Consider the following 18,157-nt stretch of genomic DNA (forward strand, 5'->3'; position numbering starts at 1 on the left):
GTCATCCGACCAGGGGGTTCCGGCGGCGCGAGCCCGGCACGGCCGGGTCGGGTCGCCGAGGTTCACGGTTCACCGGCCGGACCACTGTCCCGCCTCCCCGCGCGGTCACCGCCCGTCCGGCGGCGATGTTCCTGGCCGCGTTCACGTCCGCGTTGCCGCTGCACCCACAGGCGACGCACCGGAACACCGCTTGGCTCTCGCGGGATTCGGACGCCACGTGCCCGCAGGCGGAACAACGTTGCGACGTGAAGGCGGCGGGGACCTTTTCGACCCGGCCCGGAGCTTTGTTCTCCAGGCGCGAGACCACCAGACCCCACCCCTGGGCGAGGATCGCCCGGTTCAGGCCCGACTTCTGCCGCACTCGCCGTCCCGGCGCCGCGGCGGTGCCCTTCGCCGATCGTGTCATGTGCGTGATGCGCAGGTCTTCGACCCGGATCACGTCGAACTCGCGGGCGACACGCGTCGTCAGCTTTTCCGCCCAGTCCTTCCGGCGTGCGGACTCCTTGGCGGTCAGCCGCGCGATCGCCCGGAGCAGCCGGGCGCGCCGGTTCGATCCGCGGGCGGCCCGGGCGAGCCGCCGTCGCAGCCGCAACGCTCTCGCCCGCTCGGCGCGGGACAGCCCGGGGCAGTGCAGGAGCTCTCCGGTCGACAGTGCCGCCGACACGGCAACGCCTCGATCGATCCCGACCGCGCTGCCGTCGCCCGGCGCCGGAACGGGCGCGGGGACAGCGGCGAACGCGAGGTGCCACCGCCCGGCGCGGTCGCGGGTGATCCGGTAGGACTCGAGTTCGCCGGACGGGCGCCGCGACCAGCGGAACCGGACCCAGCCCACCTTGGGCACCCACACGGCGGCGCGCCGCCGGTTGAGCCTTCGTACGTGCTCAGGCCGGACGGCGACCTGCCGGAATCCCTGGTGGACCGCCGCTCGGCGCCAAGTCGGCTTGCCGTGGGTGCCTCCGAAGAAGCTGCGCAGAGCCTGGGCGAAGTCGCGCAGCGCCTGCTGCTGGACGGTGACCGAGCCCTCGCGCAACCACGCGTGTTCGTCCCGGATCTCGGTCAGCTGCCGGGCCTGCTCGACGTAGCCTGGAGGGAGCGGCCGCCCGGGCCGCCAATGGGAGTGCTGCTCCACGGCGAGGTTCCAGACGAACCGCGCGTGGGCGCAATGGACCAGCAGCCGAGCCTCCTGTTCGGCTGTGGGCGTCAAGCGAAAGCGGGACATGCGGGAAACGTAGCCCCGGCCACCGACAAAACAGGGGTGAAGGAATGAGCGCATTGCCGCGGGAAGAGCTTCGCGGCCTCTTCCTGTTCGAACACCTTTCCGAGGACCAGCTCGACTGGATCGCCGACAACGCCGTGCTCGAGGAGTACGAGGGCGACACCGTCGTCATCCGCGAAGGCGACGAAGCGACCTGCTTCTACGTCCTGCTGAGCGGCGCGATCCGGATGACGCGGCTCGTCAGCGGCACCGAGGTCGAGACCAACCGGTCCGACCAGCGTGGCGTCTACTTCGGCGCGACGCAGTTCTTCGTGCACCAGGACACCGACCACCGCTACGGTGCCTCGGTGCGCGCGCTGTCCGACGTCACGTTCCTGGCGCTGCCCTCGCGGGAGTTCTCCGTCGAGTTCCGCCGGTGGTTCCCGATGGCGACGCACCTGCTCGAAGGCATGTACCTCGGCTGGCGCAACAGCGACACCGTGATCGGATCGCGCCGCCGTCTCCTGGCGCTGGGCGAGCTGTCGGCCGGCCTGACGCACGAGCTGAACAACCCGGCCGCGGCCGCCGTGCGGGCGACGTCCGCGCTGCGCGAGCGCGTCGCCGGGATGCGGCACAAGCTGGCGTTCCTGGCGAAGAAGACCATCGATCCCGAGCTGCTCTACCAGCTGATCGACGTCCAGGAAAAGCTCGTCAAGCAGGTCGCGCAGGCCCCGAAGCTGAGCGCGATGCAGCAGTCCGACCGCGAGGACCAGATCAGCGACTGGTTCGAGGACCACGACATCGACGGCGGCTGGGACCTCGCCGACATCTACGTCCGGGCCGGGCTCACCACGACCGACCTGGACAACGTCCTGGAGCAGGTCGGCGACACCTTCATGGACGGCGCCGTCCGCTGGCTCGCCTACGCGCTCGAGACCGAGATGCTGATGGGCGAGATCGAGGACTCGACCACCCGGATCTCCGCGCTGGTCGGCAAGGCCAAGCAGTACTCGCAGATGGACCGCTCGCCGCACCAGTGGGTCGACGTCCACGACGGCCTCGACTCCACGCTCGTGATGCTCGCCGGCAAGATCGGCGACGGCGTCCGCGTCGTCAAGGAGTACGACCGCGACCTGCCGAAGATCCCGGCGTACGCGGGCGAGCTCAACCAGGTGTGGACGAACATCATCGACAACGCGCTGGGTGCGATGGGCGGCGAAGGCACGCTCACGCTGCGCACCTGGGGCGTCAACGACCAGGTCCGCGTGGAGATCGGCGACACCGGCCCGGGCATCCCGGAAGACATCAAGGGCCGGATCTTCGAGCCGTTCTTCACGACCAAGGCGGTCGGCGAGGGCACCGGGCTGGGCCTCGACATCTCGTGGAAGATCGTCGTCGAGCGGCACCAGGGCGACCTGCGCGTCGAGTCCGAGCCAGGGAGCACCCGGTTCGAGGTGTGCCTCCCGACCGAAGAGCAGGCCTCCCTCTGATGGCCTCGGTCCCGACGGTCACGACCGAGCTCGGGGCGCTGGTGGGGCTGGCGGGTGACGGCGTCCGCAGGTGGCGCGGGATCCCGTACGCCCGGCCGCCGGTGGGCGAGCTGCGGTGGAAGGCGCCGCAGCCGCCCTCGCTCTCGGGTGGCGTGCACGTCGCGGCGGAGTACGGGCCGCACGCGATGCAGTCGCCCGACCCGATGAACCCGCGGGCGGTCTGCGACGAGGACTGCCTGTACCTCAACGTCTGCACGCCGGAGGAGCCCGCGCCCGAGGGCGGGTACCCGGTGCTGTTCTGGCTGCACGGCGGCGGTTACCGCGTCGGCCACGGCGAACAGCTGGGCGACGGCGAGGAGTTCGCGCGCGCCGGGATCGTCGTCGTCACGATCAACTACCGGCTCGGCTCGCTCGGCTTCCTGCACCTCGCCGGCGTCTTCGGCGAGGCCGAGGCGGACGCCGGGGTGGGCGGCCTGCTCGACCAGATCGCCGCCCTGAAGTGGGTGCGCCGCAACATCTCCGCGTTCGGCGGGGACCCGTCGCGGATCACCGTCTACGGCGTCTCGGCGGGTGCGAAGAGCGTCGGGAACCTGATGGGCAGCCCGCTCGGCGCGGGGTTGTTCGCGCAGGCGATCAGCAGCAGCGGCGGCGCGGACCACGTGGCGACGCCGGAAACCGGCACCGCGCTGGCCCGGCGGCTGCTCGACGAGGTCGGCTGCCACGACGTCGAAGCGCTGCGGGCGTTGCCGGCCAAGGAGTTCGTCGAGGCGCAGGAACGGATCCTCAGCGGCTTCCAGGCGCTGTGGCTGTGGCGCCCGACGCTGCACCCCCGTGTGCTGCCCGAGGTCCCGATCGAGCCGATCCGTCGCGGCAGCGCGGCCGGCGTCCCGCTGCTCGTCGGCTGCAACAGCAACGAAGGCAGCACGTACGCGATGATGCTGGGTGACGACGCCGCGACAGCGCCGGCTGACGACGTCCTCTCCGCGATCCTCGGTGACGAAGGCGCTTCGCAGCTCCTCGAGACGTACCTCCGTCGCGTCCCCGACCTCAACGCCGCGAAGATCGCCGCGATGGGCGACGAACGCTACGGCGTCCCGACCCAGCGCCTCGCCGACGCGCAGTCCGCGCACGCGCCCGTCTACCGCTACCGCATCGACATCGCGGCGCCCGGCGTACCCGAGCAGCTCGACGGCGGGCACGGCACGGAGACGACGATGGCGTGGAAGACGCCGCTGCCGTTGTTCGCGGAGGCGACCGAAGTGAACCCGGCCCGCGAGCGCGCGGCGTTCCTGATCCACCGCTGCTGGGTGCGGTTCGTGCACGACGGCGTCGCGTCCGCCGACGGCCCCGAATGGCCACCGTACGGCCCGGAGCTGCGGCCGGTGCTGGTTTTCCGGGAAGACACGGATCTGGTGCTCGACCCACGCGCCGAAGAGCGAAAAGCCTGGGGCGACACGGAATGGGCGTCCGGAACCTGGTTCCCGGTGACCTGACACCGTTCCTTCACCCGCTGTTCACTTCGAACCGGCTCGTTCGCGCGTCAAACGAGTCGAAGGCCCTGAATCATCGGGCCGTCGAGGGGAGTGGCTCGTGAAACGCCGGGTATCGATCGGACTGGCCGTGGTGCTGCTGCTCGCGGTCGTGGCGGTGATCGTCTGGGGCAACGGCTCCGGGCCGGGTCTTGCGACGGTGCGCGGGGTCATCGGGTCGGAGAAGCAGGCCTTCTTCACCGACCAGCGCGTCGTCGACGCCTTCGCGCACCACGGGCTGAAGGTCGAGGTCGACACGGCCGGGTCGCGGCAGCTCGCGACGACCGTCGACCTCGGGAAGTACGCGTTCGCGTTCCCGTCGTCCTCGCCCGCGGCGCAGAAGATCCAGCGCGACCGCAAGGTCACGACCGTCTACACGCCGTTCCAGTCGCCGATGGCGATCGCCACCTTCGAGCCGATCGTCGCGTTGCTGCGCGCGAACGGCGTGGTGCGCAAAGGCGCAGGTGACTACGACGTCCTCGACGTTGCGAAGTACCTGGACGTCGCGGAGGCCGGCACGCGCTGGGACCAGCTGCCCGGCAACACCGCGTACCCGGCCCGCAAGAACGTCCTGGTCACGACCACCGACCCGCGTGAGTCGAACTCTGCGGCGATGTACCTCTCGATCGTTTCCTTCGTGGCCAACGGAAACACCGTCGTCAGCTCGCCCGAGCAGGAGGCGAAGGTGCTGCCGTCGGTGTCGAAACTGTTCCTGGACCAGGGATACACGCAGAACAGCACCGAAGGGCCGTTCGAGGACTACCTGTCCGCGGGCATGGGCAAGACGCCGCTGGCGTTGATCTACGAGTCGCAGTTCGTGGACCGCGTCGTCCGCGGCGACGGCTCGATCCGGCCGGACATGCGGATGATCTACACGGCACCGACGGTCTACTCGAAGCACACGCTGGTCCCGCTGTCCGCCGACGGCGACAAGGTCGGTCAGCTGCTCGCGACCGACCCGGAGCTGGGCAAGCTGGCCGCGACGTTCGGCTTCCGCACCACCGACCCGAAGCTCTTCGCGGACGTCGCCGCGCCGGCGCACGCGCCCGCCGACCTGGTGGACGCCGTCGAGCCGCCGTCGTTCGAGACCCTCGAGCGCCTGCTCGACGCCGTCGGCAAGCAGTACTGACATGGACGAACTCACGCCCGTCACCGCGGTTTCCCCCGAGCGCGCCGCCGGGCTCGTCACGCTCGGGGCCGACACCCGCGCCGAGATCACCGCGCGCGCCGACGTCTTCGCGACCCGCTTGGAAGCCCTGGACGTCCGGTCGCCGGAGTTCACCGACGTCCTCGACGAGCTGCTGGCCGTCGGCGAGGCCGACATGCGGGCCGCGGCCGGCGTCGCGGGCGCGATGCTGGACCGCTCGTTGCGTGGTTCCGCTTCTCCACAGGACGGCGTCACGACGAGCCTCGCCGGGCTGCGCCGGACCGTCGCCGAGCTGGACCCGGCGAAACTGCCGATCACCGGGCGGAAACTGCTCGGGATGTTCCCGATGGCTGGTGCCGCGAAGCGGGCTCTCGATCGCTACCACGCGGCGAACGAGCCGGTGAACGCGCTGGTCGTCGACCTGCGGACGCGACAGGACCGGTTGCGGCGGGACAACGCCGCGATCAAGGGCGAGCGCGAACGGCTGTGGAAGGTGCTGGAGAAGCTCGCCGAAGCATCGGTGTTCGCCGAAGCCGTCGACGCGGCCATCGAGCGTCAGGCGTCGGTGTTCGAGTTCGCCGACCCGTCGCGGGCGCAGGCGTTGCGCGGCGACATCCTCTACCCGATCCGCCAGCGGCACCAGGACCTGCTCACCCAGCTCGCGGTGAGCGCGCAGGGGTACCTCGCGCTGGACCTGGTGCGCCGCACCAACGACGAGCTGATCCGCGGCGTCGAGCGGGCGGTCTCGACGACCGTGTCCGCCCTGCGCGTCGCGCTGCTCGTCTCGGCCGCCTTGGCGGGCCAGCGGGACGTCCTGGACGAGGTGGCGGCGCTGCAGTCGACCACCGACGGGCTGATCCGCGCCAACTCCGAGCTGCTGGAAACGCAGTCCGCGGAGATCCGCAAGGCGAGCAGCGACCCGGCCGTCGCGACCGAGACCATCCGCGCGTCGTTCGACCGGATCTACGCCTCGATCGACGCGATCGACGGCTTCCGCGCGGACGCCGTCCGCACCATGGCGACCACGGTTGAGTCACTGACCGGCGAGCTGCGCCGCGCCGAGGACCACCTGCGGCGTTCGCACGAGGGGGAAGTATGAAGAAGCTCGTTTTACTGGCGCTGAGCGCGGTGTTGCTGGCCGGCTGCTCCTCCGCGGCGTCCGACGGCCCTGAGCCGGGCACGCTCAGGATCCTCGCGGGCAGCGAGCTGGCGGACATGCAGCCGGTGCTCGACGAGGCCGCGAAGGCCACCGGCGTCAAGGTCAAGTTCACCTTCACCGGCACCCTGGAAGGAGCCGAGTCGCTCGCGAACGGCAGTGCCGACAGCAAGTACGACGCCGTGTGGTTCTCGTCGAACCGTTACCCGGCCGGGATTCCCGATGCGGCGAAGCGGCTCGGCAACCAGGTCAAGATCATGAGCTCGCCGGTGGTGCTGGGGCTGTCGGCGTCGTCCGCGCAACGGCTCGGCTGGACCGGCAAGCCGGTCGGCTGGGGCGAGATCGCCGCGCAGGCCGGTAAGAAGGCGTTCACGTACGGGATGACCGACCCGTCGGCGTCGAACTCCGGGTTCTCGGCGCTGGTCGGCGTCGCGTCGGCGCTCGCGGGCGCGGGCACCGCGATCGACGCCCGGCAGATCGCCGCGGTGACCCCGCAGCTGACGCAGTTCTTCAGCGCACAGGCGCTTTCGGCCGGATCGTCGGGCTGGTTGTCGGACGCGTACACGCGGCGCGCGACCGGCCAGGACCCCGGGCAGAAGGTCGACGGGCTGATCAACTACGAGTCCGTGCTGCTCTCGGCGAACGCGTCCGGGAAGCTGCCGGAACCGCTGAAGCTGATCTACCCGAGCGACGGCGTCGTCACCGCGGACTATCCCTTGACCCTGCTGGCGGACGCCGGTTCCGACGCGCGCTCGTCGCACCAGCGGCTTTCCGACTACCTGCGCACGCCGGACGTCCAGAAGCGGATCATGGACACGACCCAGCGACGTCCGGTCGTGCCCGGGGTCGCGCTGGGGTCGCAGTTCGCGCGGCGGGACCTCGTCGAGCTGCCGTTCCCGGCGACGCAGCAGGCGGTGGACGCCCTGCTCCAGGCGTACTTCGACAAGATCCGCAGGCCGTCGCGGACGCTGTACGTGCTCGACACGTCCGGCTCGATGGAGGGCGACCGGATCGACTCGCTGCGCACCGCGCTGGCCGGGCTGACGGGCGCCGACAACTCGCTCACCGGCCGGTACCGGCGGTTCCGGAGCCGGGAGGAGGTGACGATGCTGCCGTTCAACTCGGGGCCTTCGCCGGCTTCGACGTTCGTCGTGCCGGAGCAGGACCCGGCGGCCGAGCTGGCGCGGATCAAGGCGTTCGCCGAAGGGCTCTCCGCTCGCGGCGGGACGGCGATCTACGACAGTCTCTCCGAGGCTTACCGGGTGCTGGAACCCTTGGCGGCGCGCGATCCCGATCGGTTCACCTCGATCGTCCTGATGACCGACGGGGAGAACGCGAACGGCTCGTCCCTGTCCGATTTCCAGGCGTCGTTCGGCTCGCTACCGGCCGCGATGAAGGGGGTGCCGGTGTTCACGGTGCTGTTCGGCGAGGGGTCGAGCGACGAGCTGACGCAGGTCGCGACGATGACCGGCGGCAAGGTGTTCGACGCGCGGAAGGTCCAGCTCGCGGGCGTCTTCCAGGAGATTCGCGGGTACCAATGATGCTGCGCTACCTGGGCTCGACCAAGAACCTCGCCGGCTGCGTCGGCGGGCTCGCCGGCCTGGGCCTGTACCTGGCCGGGGTGATCGGCTGGCTGTGGCCGGTGGTCGTGGTCGCGCTGTACGCGGCAGGCGCGCTGCTCGCGCCGCCGGAGAAGGTCCGGCTGCTGCCCGACGCTTCGGGGGAGCTGCGCGTGTCCTTGGAGACGCTGATTTCTTCGGTGTCCTCCCAAGCGTCGCGGATGCCTGAGTCCACTGTGGATACCGTGCGGCGGATCGCCGAAGTGCTGGCCGACCTGCTCGCGCAGCCCGCGCGGCTGTCGGCCGATCCGGACCTGCGGCACTCCGTGGTCCGGCTGGTGCGGACGGATCTGCCGCTGTCGGTGGAATCCTTCCTGAACCTGCCGCGCTGGTTCGCGTCCCGGCGGGCCGGTGCGGCTGCGGAACTGGTGGCCCAGCTCGACTTGCTCGAAGCGGAGGCGCATCGGATCGCCGAGCGGTTCTACGCGGCGGACGTCGACCGGCAGGCGGATCACACGCGCTATCTGCGCGACCGGGACGCTTGATTCCTTGCTGTGCAAGGGTTTCCCGGTTGTACCCGTGTGAGTGATGTGTTCGAACGGGCGTTCGAGTAGCTTCATTGGCGTAGGGCCCACGTCGATGAAGGAGAGTTATGAACGCGTACCGAGTTTCGGCAGAGTCAGGGTCATGGCCGCGGTGGTCAGCCAGCTCAGCAGGTCGGTCAGCGGAATGCGGGAAAGCCGTTCCGGCCATTCCTCCGCCACGGTGTGGAGCACGAGTTCGTCCTGCCGGGGCTCCACCTTCGTCAGCTTTATCCCGGGCGGGAGTTCCGGCAGGGGAAGCACGATGGGGCGGAAGCGTGCCGGTGGTTTCAGCTGCCGGCGTCCGATGTGGAGGGTCCGCGGCACGAGCACCACGGCGTCGTCCGCCACCTGGGCCTCCAGGGTCAGGTGGCCCCACTGCGGCCGCTTGGCCCAGTGGATCTGGAGCAGCCCGCTTTCGGCGGGCGCGGCGACGATCCCGGGGCGGACTGCCGCCACCCGTTCACGCAGCACGTCCGCGGCCACGGCGATCCGCAGCTCGACCCGCGCGGGAATGGCGGCCGGCGTGGGCAGCGAGCGGAGGCGGACGTCCTCGGCGAGCACGGTGACCCGCTTGAGGAGGATGCTGCTCTGCTTGCCGGTCTCGTCCGCGGGCTCGGGCCAGTCGACGTCCTCGGCGACGATGCGCACGTCGCCGACGCGTCCGGTGGCCAGGCGCAGGCTGTCGGCCGGGTAGTGGAGTTCGGTGAGGGTGAGGCCCACTTCGCGGCCGTCGACCTTGGTGGTCAACCGGCGCCCGACGAGCTGCTCGGTGACGGCCCGCACGACGGCGGCCGGCGTGACCGGGACGTTCGGAAGCAGTGAACGCCCGACCGCGGCCAGCCCGGCCAGCTCAGGCCAAGGTGCCCAGCCGTCGAACCATCTGCCGTCAGTCATCCGTCCAGTGTCGCCGAAGAACGCGGTCGGCGGGGATGGCGGGTGGCCGCCCGAAGGGGTGGGAGCGTGCCTGCCGTCGGTTGCGCGTCGACAAGGGCCTTCGTGACCAGCCCGGACGGTTTCGGCCGGTGCCTGGCGCCTGCTTCGTCACATGCGCCAGGCAGTCGTGCGCGTTTCGTTGTCAGTGTGGTGCGCGCTGTCAGTGTGGTGAGCCACCTGCCGTCACCGGAGGGGTCGGCGACGGCAGGCGGCAGTCCAGTGGAAGGCGCGGGCGGCGAGCGCCCGTCACCGACCGGCGAAGCGGGCGATGATGCCCGTGACGACCAGCCAGAACACGGCGGCCAGACCGAAGTCGAGGATCACGGCCAGGCTCGGGTTGCTCACCGGGAACAGGCCCGGCCAGAACAACGCGAGAGGAACGGCCAACGACTTGATGAAGACGAAGAAGGAGTTACCGGCATTCGCGCCGGCGAGCACCATGATCATGTAAAGAACTTCGATCCCCGCGAAGATCGCGCCGATCGCCGTGATGACCCGCACGGCCGTGTTCCGTCGAGTGGTGGTTCGCCAAGGAGACATGCCGCCGAAATTCCCGGATTGGGTGACCTGTCAAACGCTTCAAGCCCCAGATTGCGCCGTTTGGCCGCTGTTATTGCTCTCTGCTGGGCCACTGGCACGCTCAGTGAGCCAGAATCCGCCTTTAGCACCCTCAATCCGCCAAGGCACGCCCTCTGCCGCAGGCCCGGCGACCCTCACCGGCGACTCAAGACGCCCATCCACTGCCAGTGCACCGCGGCCGCCCACCGATACCCGAAAGGCCCATCCTCGTTCACGCGGCTCGTCACCTTCACGCGCTCATCCATCAGCCTCGCCGAGCGGCCGTGGAGTGGTCTAGGGAGTGTCCTGTAAGTGATCTAGCTGCGGTCCGGTTGGATTGCGAACGTGGTTGGTCGCGGTGAGTTGACGGAGAAGGCGTGGGCGGTGATCGAGCCGTTGCTGCCGCCTCAGCAAGGCGGTGGGCGGCGGTGGCGGGATCACCGTCAGGTGATCAACGCGATCCTGTGGAAGCTGCGCACCGGTGCTCCGTGGCGCGACCTGCCCGAACGTTACGGTCCGTGGAAGACTGCGCATGAGCGGCTTCGGTTGTGGACCAAGGACGGCACCTGGGCTCGGATCCTGGACCGGGTGATCGTCAAAGACGACGCCGTCGGCGACCTCGAATGGATCATCTCGATCGACTCCAGCGTGGTCCGGGCGCACCAGCACTCCGCTGGCGCCCGGAAAAAAGGGGATGCGCAGGCGACATCGAAGCCCTCGCCGTCGACGGCGAAGGACTCGGCCGGTCCCGCGGCGGGCTGAGCACCAAATCCACCTGGCCGTGGACGGGCGTGGCCTGCCCATGCGGTTCCTGCTCACCGCGGGCCAAGCCGGGGACAATCCGCAGTTGCTGCCGCTGCTGGACGGCATCAGCGTCGACCGGATCGGGTCAGGGCGTCCGCGGTGCCGGCCGGAGACGGTGATCGCGGACAAGGCATATTCGCATCCCTCGACCCGCCGCGCGATGCGGGACCGGCGGATCAGCTTCGTCAGCCCCGAGCGGGATGACCAGATCGCCCGCCGAGCGGCCAAGGGCTCCCGTGGCGGGCGACCACCAGCTTTCAATGCCGAGGTCTACAAGCAGCGCAACGTGGTTGAACGCTGCTTCAACCGCCTCAAACAGTTCCGCGACTTGGCGACCCGCTATGCCAAACGCGCTGCTTACTACCAGGCCGAACTCACCATCGCGGCGATCGTGCTCTGGCTCCGATGACTTACAGGACAGCTCCTAGTCCTGACATCGCCCCTCGAAGAACGGAGCACGACCGGTCCGCCTAGTTCTGGCGACTTGAACGCCGGTCAACGAGGCAACCGTCGTTCACGCCCGCGCGACCGCCCACTCAACCCCGAAAGGCCCCATCCGCGCGGCGGCGCTCAACGACCCGCTTCACCGAGCAACCGCGCGATGGCCCAGTCCTGCACCGCGACCCCCACGGACTTGAAGACGGTCCGCCCGCCGACCACCGGAGGTTCCCGAAGCGCGTTCCCCAGCTCCACCAGCGAATCCCGCGAAACCAGCCCGCTGTCCACCGCGTGGATCACCTCGCCGGCCTCCTCCAGGACGGCGTCGATCTGGTCCACCACAACACAATCAGCCGTCGCGAGCAGCTCGGCGGGCAGTTCCCGCATCGACGGCAGGTACGACCCGATCGCGTTGACGTGGACGCGCTCCGGCAAGGCGTCGACGTCGAAGAGAGGAGTGGCGGACGAAGTAGCACAACAAACGATCTCCGCGTCGGACACGGCGTCCTCGACGCTCGGTGCCACGCGTACGCCGGGGAACTCGCCTCGCAACCGGTCGGCGAACTCCGCGGCCCGTACCGGCGAACGTCCGAAGACCGTCACCTGCCGGAGTGGGCGGACCGCCGCCACCGCGCGGACTTGGTCCGCGGCCTGGGCGCCGGTGCCGATCACGGCCAGGCGGCTCGCCCCGGGCGGGGCCAGCAGGTCGGTGGCGACGCCGGACACCGCGCCGGTGCGCAAGGTCGTCACCGCGATCGCGTCGGCGACCAGCTGTCCCTCGGTGGTGTTCCACACCAGCGTCCCGAGGATCATCGGGACGCGGCCGGCGACGAGGCTGAGCGTCTTCACCGCCGTCCGGCCGGTGGGGGTGTGGCAGGCGCTCATGACGAGCGTCGTTCCGCCGTCGAAGGACAGGCGTTGCGGCACCTCGAAGTGGCCCGCGGCGAGGTCGAGGAACGCCTCCCGCACCGCGTCGACCGCCGCTCGCATCGGCACGGCCGCTCGGACGTCGTCGGCGTCCAGCATGCTTCGGCACCCCCTCGTCGTCGGTGGCCGCTAGCCTGGCCGAGTGTCCGATGCCACGCAAGATCCACCCGTCGAGGACCAGCGCTTCTCCCGTGACGACTGGTACGGCGAAGAGCTCGCCGGGCGGCATTACGTGCGGTGCGAGTTCCACGAGGTCGACCTCTCCGAGGCGGTCGTCCGGAACTCGACGTTCACCGATTGTGTGTTCGGCAACGTGCGCTTCAACTCGTCGCGGCACACCGACTCGGCCTTCACCGGGTGCGCCTTCAAGCGGTGCAACTTCTTCGACGCCGAGTTCACCGGCTGCAAGCTCGTCGGGACCACGTTCACCGAGTGCGAGCTTCGGCCGCTGCGAGTGACCGGCGGCGACTGGTCGTTCGCCGGGCTGGTGGGCGCCGACCTGCGGTCGGTCGCCTTCCACGGCGTGCGGATGCGGGAAGCCGACCTCACCGGGGCGAACTGCGGCGACGCGGTGTTCGCCGACGTCGACCTGTCCGGGGCGACACTGCACGCCGTCAAGCTGCCGCGCGCCGACCTGCGGGGCAGCGACCTCTCGGCGCTCGACCCGCTGAACGCCGAGCTGCACGCGGCGATCGTTTCACCCGAACAGGCTGCGGTGCTCGTCACGTCGCTCGGGCTTCAGGTGCGGGCTTAGACTGCTCGGCAGCAGGAGGGAGAGCCGGATGGGCGTCGTGACACCGGGGTTCCGGGGCCGTGCCCGCAGCGGCAACCCGCGCCTGCCGCCCGGGCAGTACCTGGCCGAGGACTTCCCGGTGCTGTCGGCGGGCCCGACCCCGCGCGTGCGCACCGAGGCGTGGGAGTTCACGGTCACCACCGAGACCGGTGAGAAACACGCCTGGAGCTGGGCGGAGCTGACGGCTCTGCCGAGCGAGAAGTTCACTGTGGACATCCACTGCGTCACCCAGTGGTCCAAACTGGACACCCGGTGGCGGGGCGTCCCGGTGGACACGCTGGTCGGCGGGCTCGACACCGCGGCCGACTACGTGCTGGTGCACTCCTACGGCGGCTACACCACGAATCTGCCGCTGGCCGACCTGCTCGACGGCCAGGCCTGGATCGTTTACGAGTACGGCGGCAAGCCGCTGACTCCCGAGCACGGCGGCCCGGCGCGGCTGCTCGTGCCGCACCTGTACTTCTGGAAGTCCGCGAAGTGGGTGCGCGGGCTGGAGCTCAAGACCCGCGACGAGCCGGGCTTCTGGGAGAACGTCGGCTACCACGACTACGGGGATCCATGGCGCGAACAGCGGTATCAGGGCGACTAGCCTGGCGGGTCGCCCGCTTGTCCGGGTTCCGCGACGAAACCTCCACAGCCCGCACGCTCGTCTTCGACCTGCCGGGCTGGCCGGGGCACCTCGCGGGACAGCACGTCGACGTCCGGCTGACCGCCGCCGACGGCTATCGCGCGCAGCGCAGCTACTCACTCGCCGCCCCCGCCGACGGTGACCGGATCGAACTGACGGTGCAGCGCGTCCCCGACGGGGAGGTGTCCGAACACCTCACCGGCCCGTACGCGATCGGCGACCCGGTCGAGATCCGCGGCCCGGTGGGCGGCTGGTTCGTCTGGCGGCCTGCCGACCCCGAACCGGTCCTGCTGGTCGCCGGCGGCTCGGGCATCGTCCCGTTGATGGCCATGGTCCGCGCCCAGCGCGCGGCGGGCGTCCGCACGCCGTTCAAGCTGATCTACTCGCTGCGCACCCCGGCCGAGCTGTACTACGCCGACGAACTGCGAAAGCCGGTCGTGGGCTTGGACGTCACGTACGTCTACACGCGCGAGCTGCCCGACGGCCGCGAGGGGATCCCGCGCCGCATCGACGTCGCGACGCTCAACACCGCGGGCTGGCCCGCCGAGTTCGGCGCGACGTCCTTCGTCTGCGGCCCCACGGGCTTCGTCGAGACAGTCGCGGACATCCTGGTCGCGCTGGGCCACGACCCGCACCGCATCCGCACCGAACGCTTCGGTCCCAGCCGCGACTGATCGCCCCGCGCGAACGCCGGGCCTAGGGGGCGTCGGGGCGGGACAGCAGCTCGCGCAACGTCGCCAGCAGCTCCCGGCGGTCCGACGCGCCCAGCTTCCCGCGGATCCGGGCCATGTGGTGCTCCACCGTCTTGCTCGAGATGAACAGCTTGCTGCCCGCCTGCTTGTACGTCAGGCCTTCGACCACCAGCCGCGCGACTTCGAGTTCGCGCTCGCTCAACGCCGCGAGCCCGGTGCCCGAGGACGCCGGTTCCGCCGTTCCCGCCTCGCGGCGGACGCCGGTGCCCTGGAACTGGCGGGCCGCCTCCAGCAGCTGGACCATCGCCTTGCGGTCGGACGTGCGGATCGCCGCCTGGCCGGCCAGGCGCGACGCGTCCCAGCGCAGCCCGAGATCGTGCAGCTCCGCCGCGGCCGCCGAGATCTCGTCCGGGGCGAACGTGCCGCTCAGCACCGCGAGCCAGCCGCGGGCCGCCGTGGCCAGCGCGCTCGGGTGGCGGCCGCAGTGGGCGTGGGACGTCAACGTCGCCAGGTGCGCCTTCGCCGCTTCCGCGTCCTCCAGCGTGATCGCCGCGTGGAGTTCGTGCCAGACCAGCGAAATCGTCCACAGTGGAGGTTCGCCGAGGCGGGCCAGCAGGGTGTGGGCGCGTTCGAGCTGGCCGGCGAGCTTCGCGTGGGCGCCGGTGCGGGCCGCCGCGATCACCAGCTCGCCCAGCGGCAGCAGCGTGAACAGGTCCGTCTGCTGGCGCATCGACGCCTGGTACGCGCGGTCCCACGACCGCTGCAGCCCGACCAGGTCGCTGGACCGCCGGGCCAGCCCGAGCTCCAAGGTCGTGAAGAACATCTCGTCGCGGGCTTCCAGCGGCCGGCCGGCGACGGCGTCGCGGTGCCCCGCCGCCGTCGCGAGGTCGCCCGCGGTCATCGCCACCCAGCCCAGCAGCAGGCGGTGGCGCACCGCGAGGAGGTCACCGCCGATCCGGCCGTCCAGGGCACGAGTCAGCACGGACTCCGCCAGGGCCAGCTCGCCGGTGTGCAACGCGGCGAGCGCGGCCAGCGCCGCGGGGCTGTCGGGCAGCAAGGTGCCGCCCAGCGCCGGTTCCAGCATCGCCGCCGCGCCGAGCAGGGTGGACAACGTCTCGGTCGCACAGCCGGACACCGAGTCGGCGATACCGCGAGCCATCCGGGTAGCCGCACCGGCGAACAACGTCGGCGCGACGCCGGGAGCGGGGGAGTCGAGCAGCCGGCGGGCACCATCGAGGTCACCAGTGCCGACCAGGGCCATCACCGCGAAGGCATCGGTGCCACCCCGCCCCGCTGGGGAGCCGGGGCCGGTGCCGTGGCCCGTCGAGTGCCGTGGGTCGGTCCACCCCGCCGGGGAGCTGGGGCCGTGGCCCGTCGAGTACGGGTCGGCCGCGTGCTGGCCCGGGGTCTGCCCGCCCAGGGCGGCCCACTGGTACAGCTCCGCGCCGCGGGCCAGTTCGCCTCGGTGGGCCAGCACCGTGGCCGCGATCTCCGCGCCCGCCGCGCGGGTTTCGGCGTCCGGGGCGCCGAGCATGCCGTCGCCGAGGCGCAATGCCGTGTCCAGGTCGCCCGACAACGCCGCCGCTCGGGCCCAGCCCGCGGTGACCGACGCCGAACGGTCGCCCGCTTCGGCCGCGGCTTCGAAGAGCTTGGTTGCCAGGCGGGCGTCCGTCGGCAGGGCTTCGGCGGCCGCCGCGGCGAAGGCGGCCGCCGCCGACGTGCCCGTGCTGCCCGTGCCCAGCAGCGAACGCGCCAGGTCGAGCACCGGGAGGCCGTTCGCCAGCTGCAGCTCGACCAGCCGCTGCACCGTGGTCAGCCGGCGCGCCGGCGGGCCGAAGTCGCGGACGGCGGCCGAGGCCAGCGGCAGCAGCGTGTCGTCCGGGGCGAGCAGGCCCGTCGCGCGGGCGCCGTCGACGATGCCCGGCAGCTGGTCCGGCGTGCGGTCCAGCAGCACGCACAGCAGGTCGAGGTTGCGGCCCGCGCCGGCCTCCGCCGCGATCAGGTACCGCAGGACGTCGTCGTCGAGCTCGTCGAGCTCGGGCCGGAACTCCTCCAGCCGCCCGAGCAGCGCGCGCTCGGCCAGCCGGGGCACGCCACCGCTCACCCGGTGCAGCTCGGCCACCGCGGCCGGCTCGGCCGGGGTGCCCGTCAGCGCCTCGACCAGCCGCGCGACATCGTTGACGCCGAGCGGGGCGAGCTGCAGCAGCGTCCAGCCGGCCGCGACCGCGGCCGGGCGGTGCGCGACGACGATCGGGCCGTCGGCGCCCGCCAGCAGCTCTTCGAGCTGGTCGGCGTCGATCCGGTCGGCGTCGTCGACGAGCAGCGCGTCGGCGCCGGCGTCCCGGTAGGCGCGGGCGAGCGCGGCGAGCAGCACGCTCTTGCCGTAGCCGCCGGGGGCGACGACGGCGATCCGCAGCGGCGCGGCCGGGTCGGCGGCGACCTGGCGCAGCAGCTGCCGGGCCGCCGGGTGCACGGGGACGGGGTGGAGCGAGGCGGCCTGCGTGAGCAGAGTGTTCAACAGTGACCTTCACCGGAGGGGGCGCCGGGAGCGGCGCAGTGGCTCGGGGTGGATTGGCTGGGAGCCGGGGGCTGGTCGGGGCCGGCGGTGGCTTCGCGGGCGGTGATGGTGATCAGGACGGCCGAGACGGCCGCGGCGAGCACGAGGACCGCGGCGGCGAGGGGACGCCGTCGCCGGAACAGGTCCATCGGGCCGGTGCGTTCGGGGAGCTCGAACGGCGTGATCTCGACCGGCGGGCGGGGTGGCCGTTCGCCGAGCTCACCGAGCGTGTCCATCTTGGGGAGCAGGGTGGTCTCGACGGCGGGCGGTTCCTGGGCGGTGCCCCGGCCCTCGGCGCGCAGCCCGGCGAGGGCGGCCGCGCCGAGCGCGGTGGTGGCCGGCGGAACCGGTCCCGCGAACATCGGGCACGGCGGCCGGGCGGGCAGCGCGTGCGGCGGGACGTCACCGCAGAAGACCACGCCGGCGAGGCCCCTCGGGGACGTCGACGCGGAGCCGGCGAGCGCGAACAGCGTGCTCAACGCGGCCGCCGGGGACACGCCTTCGGCGCTCGCCCCGATCTGCCAGCCGTTCGCGCCGCTCGGGGTGGCCAGCGTGACGCTCACGCCGTCGGCGCCGAACTCGCAGACCCCGGCGCCGGTCACCCCCGGGCCGGGCACGGGCAGGTGCGCGCCGAGCGCCGCGATCGAGCCGGGGACCAGCGTGACCGCGGTGAACCCGGCGTCGGCCAGTGCCCGCCGCAGCACGTCACGGCGGTAGCCGCCCCAGTCGCCGGGGTGTGTCATCACCAGGTGCTGCGGGGGGCCGCCGAACTGGTTCTCGGCGTGCTCGGCGATGCCTTCGACGAGCACGGTGGTCAGCGTCTCCGGCGGGAAGGACTCACCTTCGACGACCATCGGCACGTCGTCGCCGATGCGCCGGTGGAAGCCGGTGAGCAGCCGGGACGGGACCCGGGTGCCCGCCTGCGCCGCCGCGTCGCCGGTGAGCAGGTACCCCTCGTCGTCCAGGAACAGCGCGGACGCCGCGGCCGGGGACCGTTCACCCAGCCACAGGGGTTCGGGGGCACCCCAGCCGGGGCCGTGGCGGTGGCTGATCGCGGCGTGGGTCCGCCCCTGGGCCACATCGATCCCGAGGACGTAGGGCAACGGCGCTTCCTCCTCACCTCGCGGGGCCGATCGGGGGCGGCAAAGCCCCCTAGGGCTCGGGGCA

The 18,157-nt window shown here is 71.5% G+C and carries 15 protein-coding genes and 1 pseudogene; 10 read left to right on the forward strand and 6 right to left on the reverse strand.

Features of this window, described 5'->3' with window-relative positions:
* Window position 1: 1 nt before the first annotated feature.
* Window positions 2–1,219 carry an RNA-guided endonuclease InsQ/TnpB family protein gene (locus tag OHS58_RS44955; protein ID WP_328646324.1) on the reverse strand — a complete coding sequence of 406 codons (1,218 nt, stop codon included), beginning with the start codon at window positions 1,217–1,219 and terminating at the stop codon, window positions 2–4.
* A 44-nt stretch (window positions 1,220–1,263) separates the two neighbouring features.
* Here OHS58_RS44955 and OHS58_RS44960 point away from each other — a divergent pair, with 44 nt between their 5' ends.
* The 6 genes from OHS58_RS44960 (at window position 1,264) to OHS58_RS44985 (ending at window position 8,621) form a co-directional block, all read left to right on the forward strand.
* On the forward strand, window positions 1,264–2,685 hold the full coding sequence (locus tag OHS58_RS44960) for an ATP-binding protein (protein WP_326955586.1): 1,422 nt from the start codon (window positions 1,264–1,266) through the stop codon (window positions 2,683–2,685).
* On the forward strand, window positions 2,685–4,178 hold the full coding sequence (locus OHS58_RS44965; protein ID WP_328646325.1) for a carboxylesterase/lipase family protein: 1,494 nt from the start codon (window positions 2,685–2,687) through the stop codon (window positions 4,176–4,178). Before OHS58_RS44960 ends, OHS58_RS44965 begins: the two co-directional genes overlap by 1 nt.
* Window positions 4,179–4,275: 97 nt before the next feature.
* A complete protein-coding gene (locus OHS58_RS44970; RefSeq protein WP_328646326.1) occupies window positions 4,276–5,343 on the forward strand; it encodes a hypothetical protein in 1,068 nt (355 codons plus the stop codon).
* A 1-nt stretch (window position 5,344) separates the two neighbouring features.
* Window positions 5,345–6,460: a toxic anion resistance protein gene (locus OHS58_RS44975; protein ID WP_328646327.1), complete on the forward strand. Its 1,116-nt coding sequence runs from the start codon at window positions 5,345–5,347 to the stop codon at window positions 6,458–6,460.
* Window positions 6,457–8,058 (forward strand): substrate-binding domain-containing protein, encoded by a 1,602-nt coding sequence (locus tag OHS58_RS44980; protein WP_328646328.1) that lies wholly within the window; start codon window positions 6,457–6,459, stop codon window positions 8,056–8,058. The genes OHS58_RS44975 and OHS58_RS44980 overlap by 4 nt, the downstream gene beginning before the upstream one ends.
* The gene (locus OHS58_RS44985) at window positions 8,055–8,621 is read left to right on the forward strand and encodes a hypothetical protein (RefSeq protein WP_328646329.1); all 567 of its coding nucleotides are present in this window, start codon (window positions 8,055–8,057) and stop codon (window positions 8,619–8,621) included. The genes OHS58_RS44980 and OHS58_RS44985 overlap by 4 nt, the downstream gene beginning before the upstream one ends.
* 105 nt (window positions 8,622–8,726) lie before the next feature.
* Here OHS58_RS44985 and OHS58_RS44990 read toward each other — a convergent pair whose 3' ends face one another.
* On the reverse strand, window positions 8,727–9,554 hold the full coding sequence (locus tag OHS58_RS44990) for a hypothetical protein (RefSeq protein WP_328646330.1): 828 nt from the start codon (window positions 9,552–9,554) through the stop codon (window positions 8,727–8,729).
* Window positions 9,555–9,839: 285 nt separating this feature from the next.
* Complete coding sequence (locus OHS58_RS44995; protein ID WP_247061574.1) at window positions 9,840–10,094, reverse strand: hypothetical protein; 255 nt, start codon at window positions 10,092–10,094, stop codon at window positions 9,840–9,842.
* Window positions 10,095–10,496: 402 nt separating this feature from the next.
* Here OHS58_RS44995 and OHS58_RS45000 point away from each other — a divergent pair.
* Window positions 10,497–11,364, forward strand: a pseudogene (locus OHS58_RS45000) (IS5 family transposase).
* 161 nt (window positions 11,365–11,525) lie between these two features.
* Here the strand turns inward: OHS58_RS45000 and OHS58_RS45005 are convergent.
* Window positions 11,526–12,419 carry an ornithine cyclodeaminase family protein gene (locus OHS58_RS45005; protein ID WP_328646331.1) on the reverse strand — a complete coding sequence of 298 codons (894 nt, stop codon included), beginning with the start codon at window positions 12,417–12,419 and terminating at the stop codon, window positions 11,526–11,528.
* Window positions 12,420–12,462: 43 nt separating this feature from the next.
* On the opposite strand from OHS58_RS45005, the gene OHS58_RS45010 reads away from it, so the two are divergent.
* The 3 genes from OHS58_RS45010 to OHS58_RS45020 are packed head-to-tail and all read left to right on the forward strand — an operon-like array spanning window position 12,463 to window position 14,415.
* On the forward strand, window positions 12,463–13,074 hold the full coding sequence (locus OHS58_RS45010; protein WP_328646332.1) for a pentapeptide repeat-containing protein: 612 nt from the start codon (window positions 12,463–12,465) through the stop codon (window positions 13,072–13,074).
* 28 nt (window positions 13,075–13,102) lie between these two features.
* A complete protein-coding gene (locus tag OHS58_RS45015; RefSeq protein WP_328646333.1) occupies window positions 13,103–13,702 on the forward strand; it encodes a sulfite oxidase-like oxidoreductase in 600 nt (199 codons plus the stop codon).
* A complete protein-coding gene (locus OHS58_RS45020) occupies window positions 13,672–14,415 on the forward strand; it encodes a ferredoxin reductase (RefSeq protein ID WP_328646334.1) in 744 nt (247 codons plus the stop codon). Before OHS58_RS45015 ends, OHS58_RS45020 begins: the two co-directional genes overlap by 31 nt.
* Before the next feature lie 22 nt (window positions 14,416–14,437).
* Here OHS58_RS45020 and OHS58_RS45025 read toward each other — a convergent pair whose 3' ends face one another.
* Both OHS58_RS45025 and OHS58_RS45030 read right to left on the reverse strand, forming a co-directional pair.
* Window positions 14,438–16,951: a helix-turn-helix transcriptional regulator gene (locus OHS58_RS45025; RefSeq protein WP_328646335.1), complete on the reverse strand. Its 2,514-nt coding sequence runs from the start codon at window positions 16,949–16,951 to the stop codon at window positions 14,438–14,440.
* Window positions 16,948–18,093: a molecular chaperone DnaK gene (locus tag OHS58_RS45030; protein ID WP_326946704.1), complete on the reverse strand. Its 1,146-nt coding sequence runs from the start codon at window positions 18,091–18,093 to the stop codon at window positions 16,948–16,950. The genes OHS58_RS45025 and OHS58_RS45030 overlap by 4 nt, the downstream gene beginning before the upstream one ends.
* Window positions 18,094–18,157: the final 64 nt, after the last annotated feature.

It is taken from the genome of Amycolatopsis sp. NBC_00348, assembly GCF_036114655.1.
In the GTDB taxonomy this organism is placed as follows: domain Bacteria; phylum Actinomycetota; class Actinomycetes; order Mycobacteriales; family Pseudonocardiaceae; genus Amycolatopsis.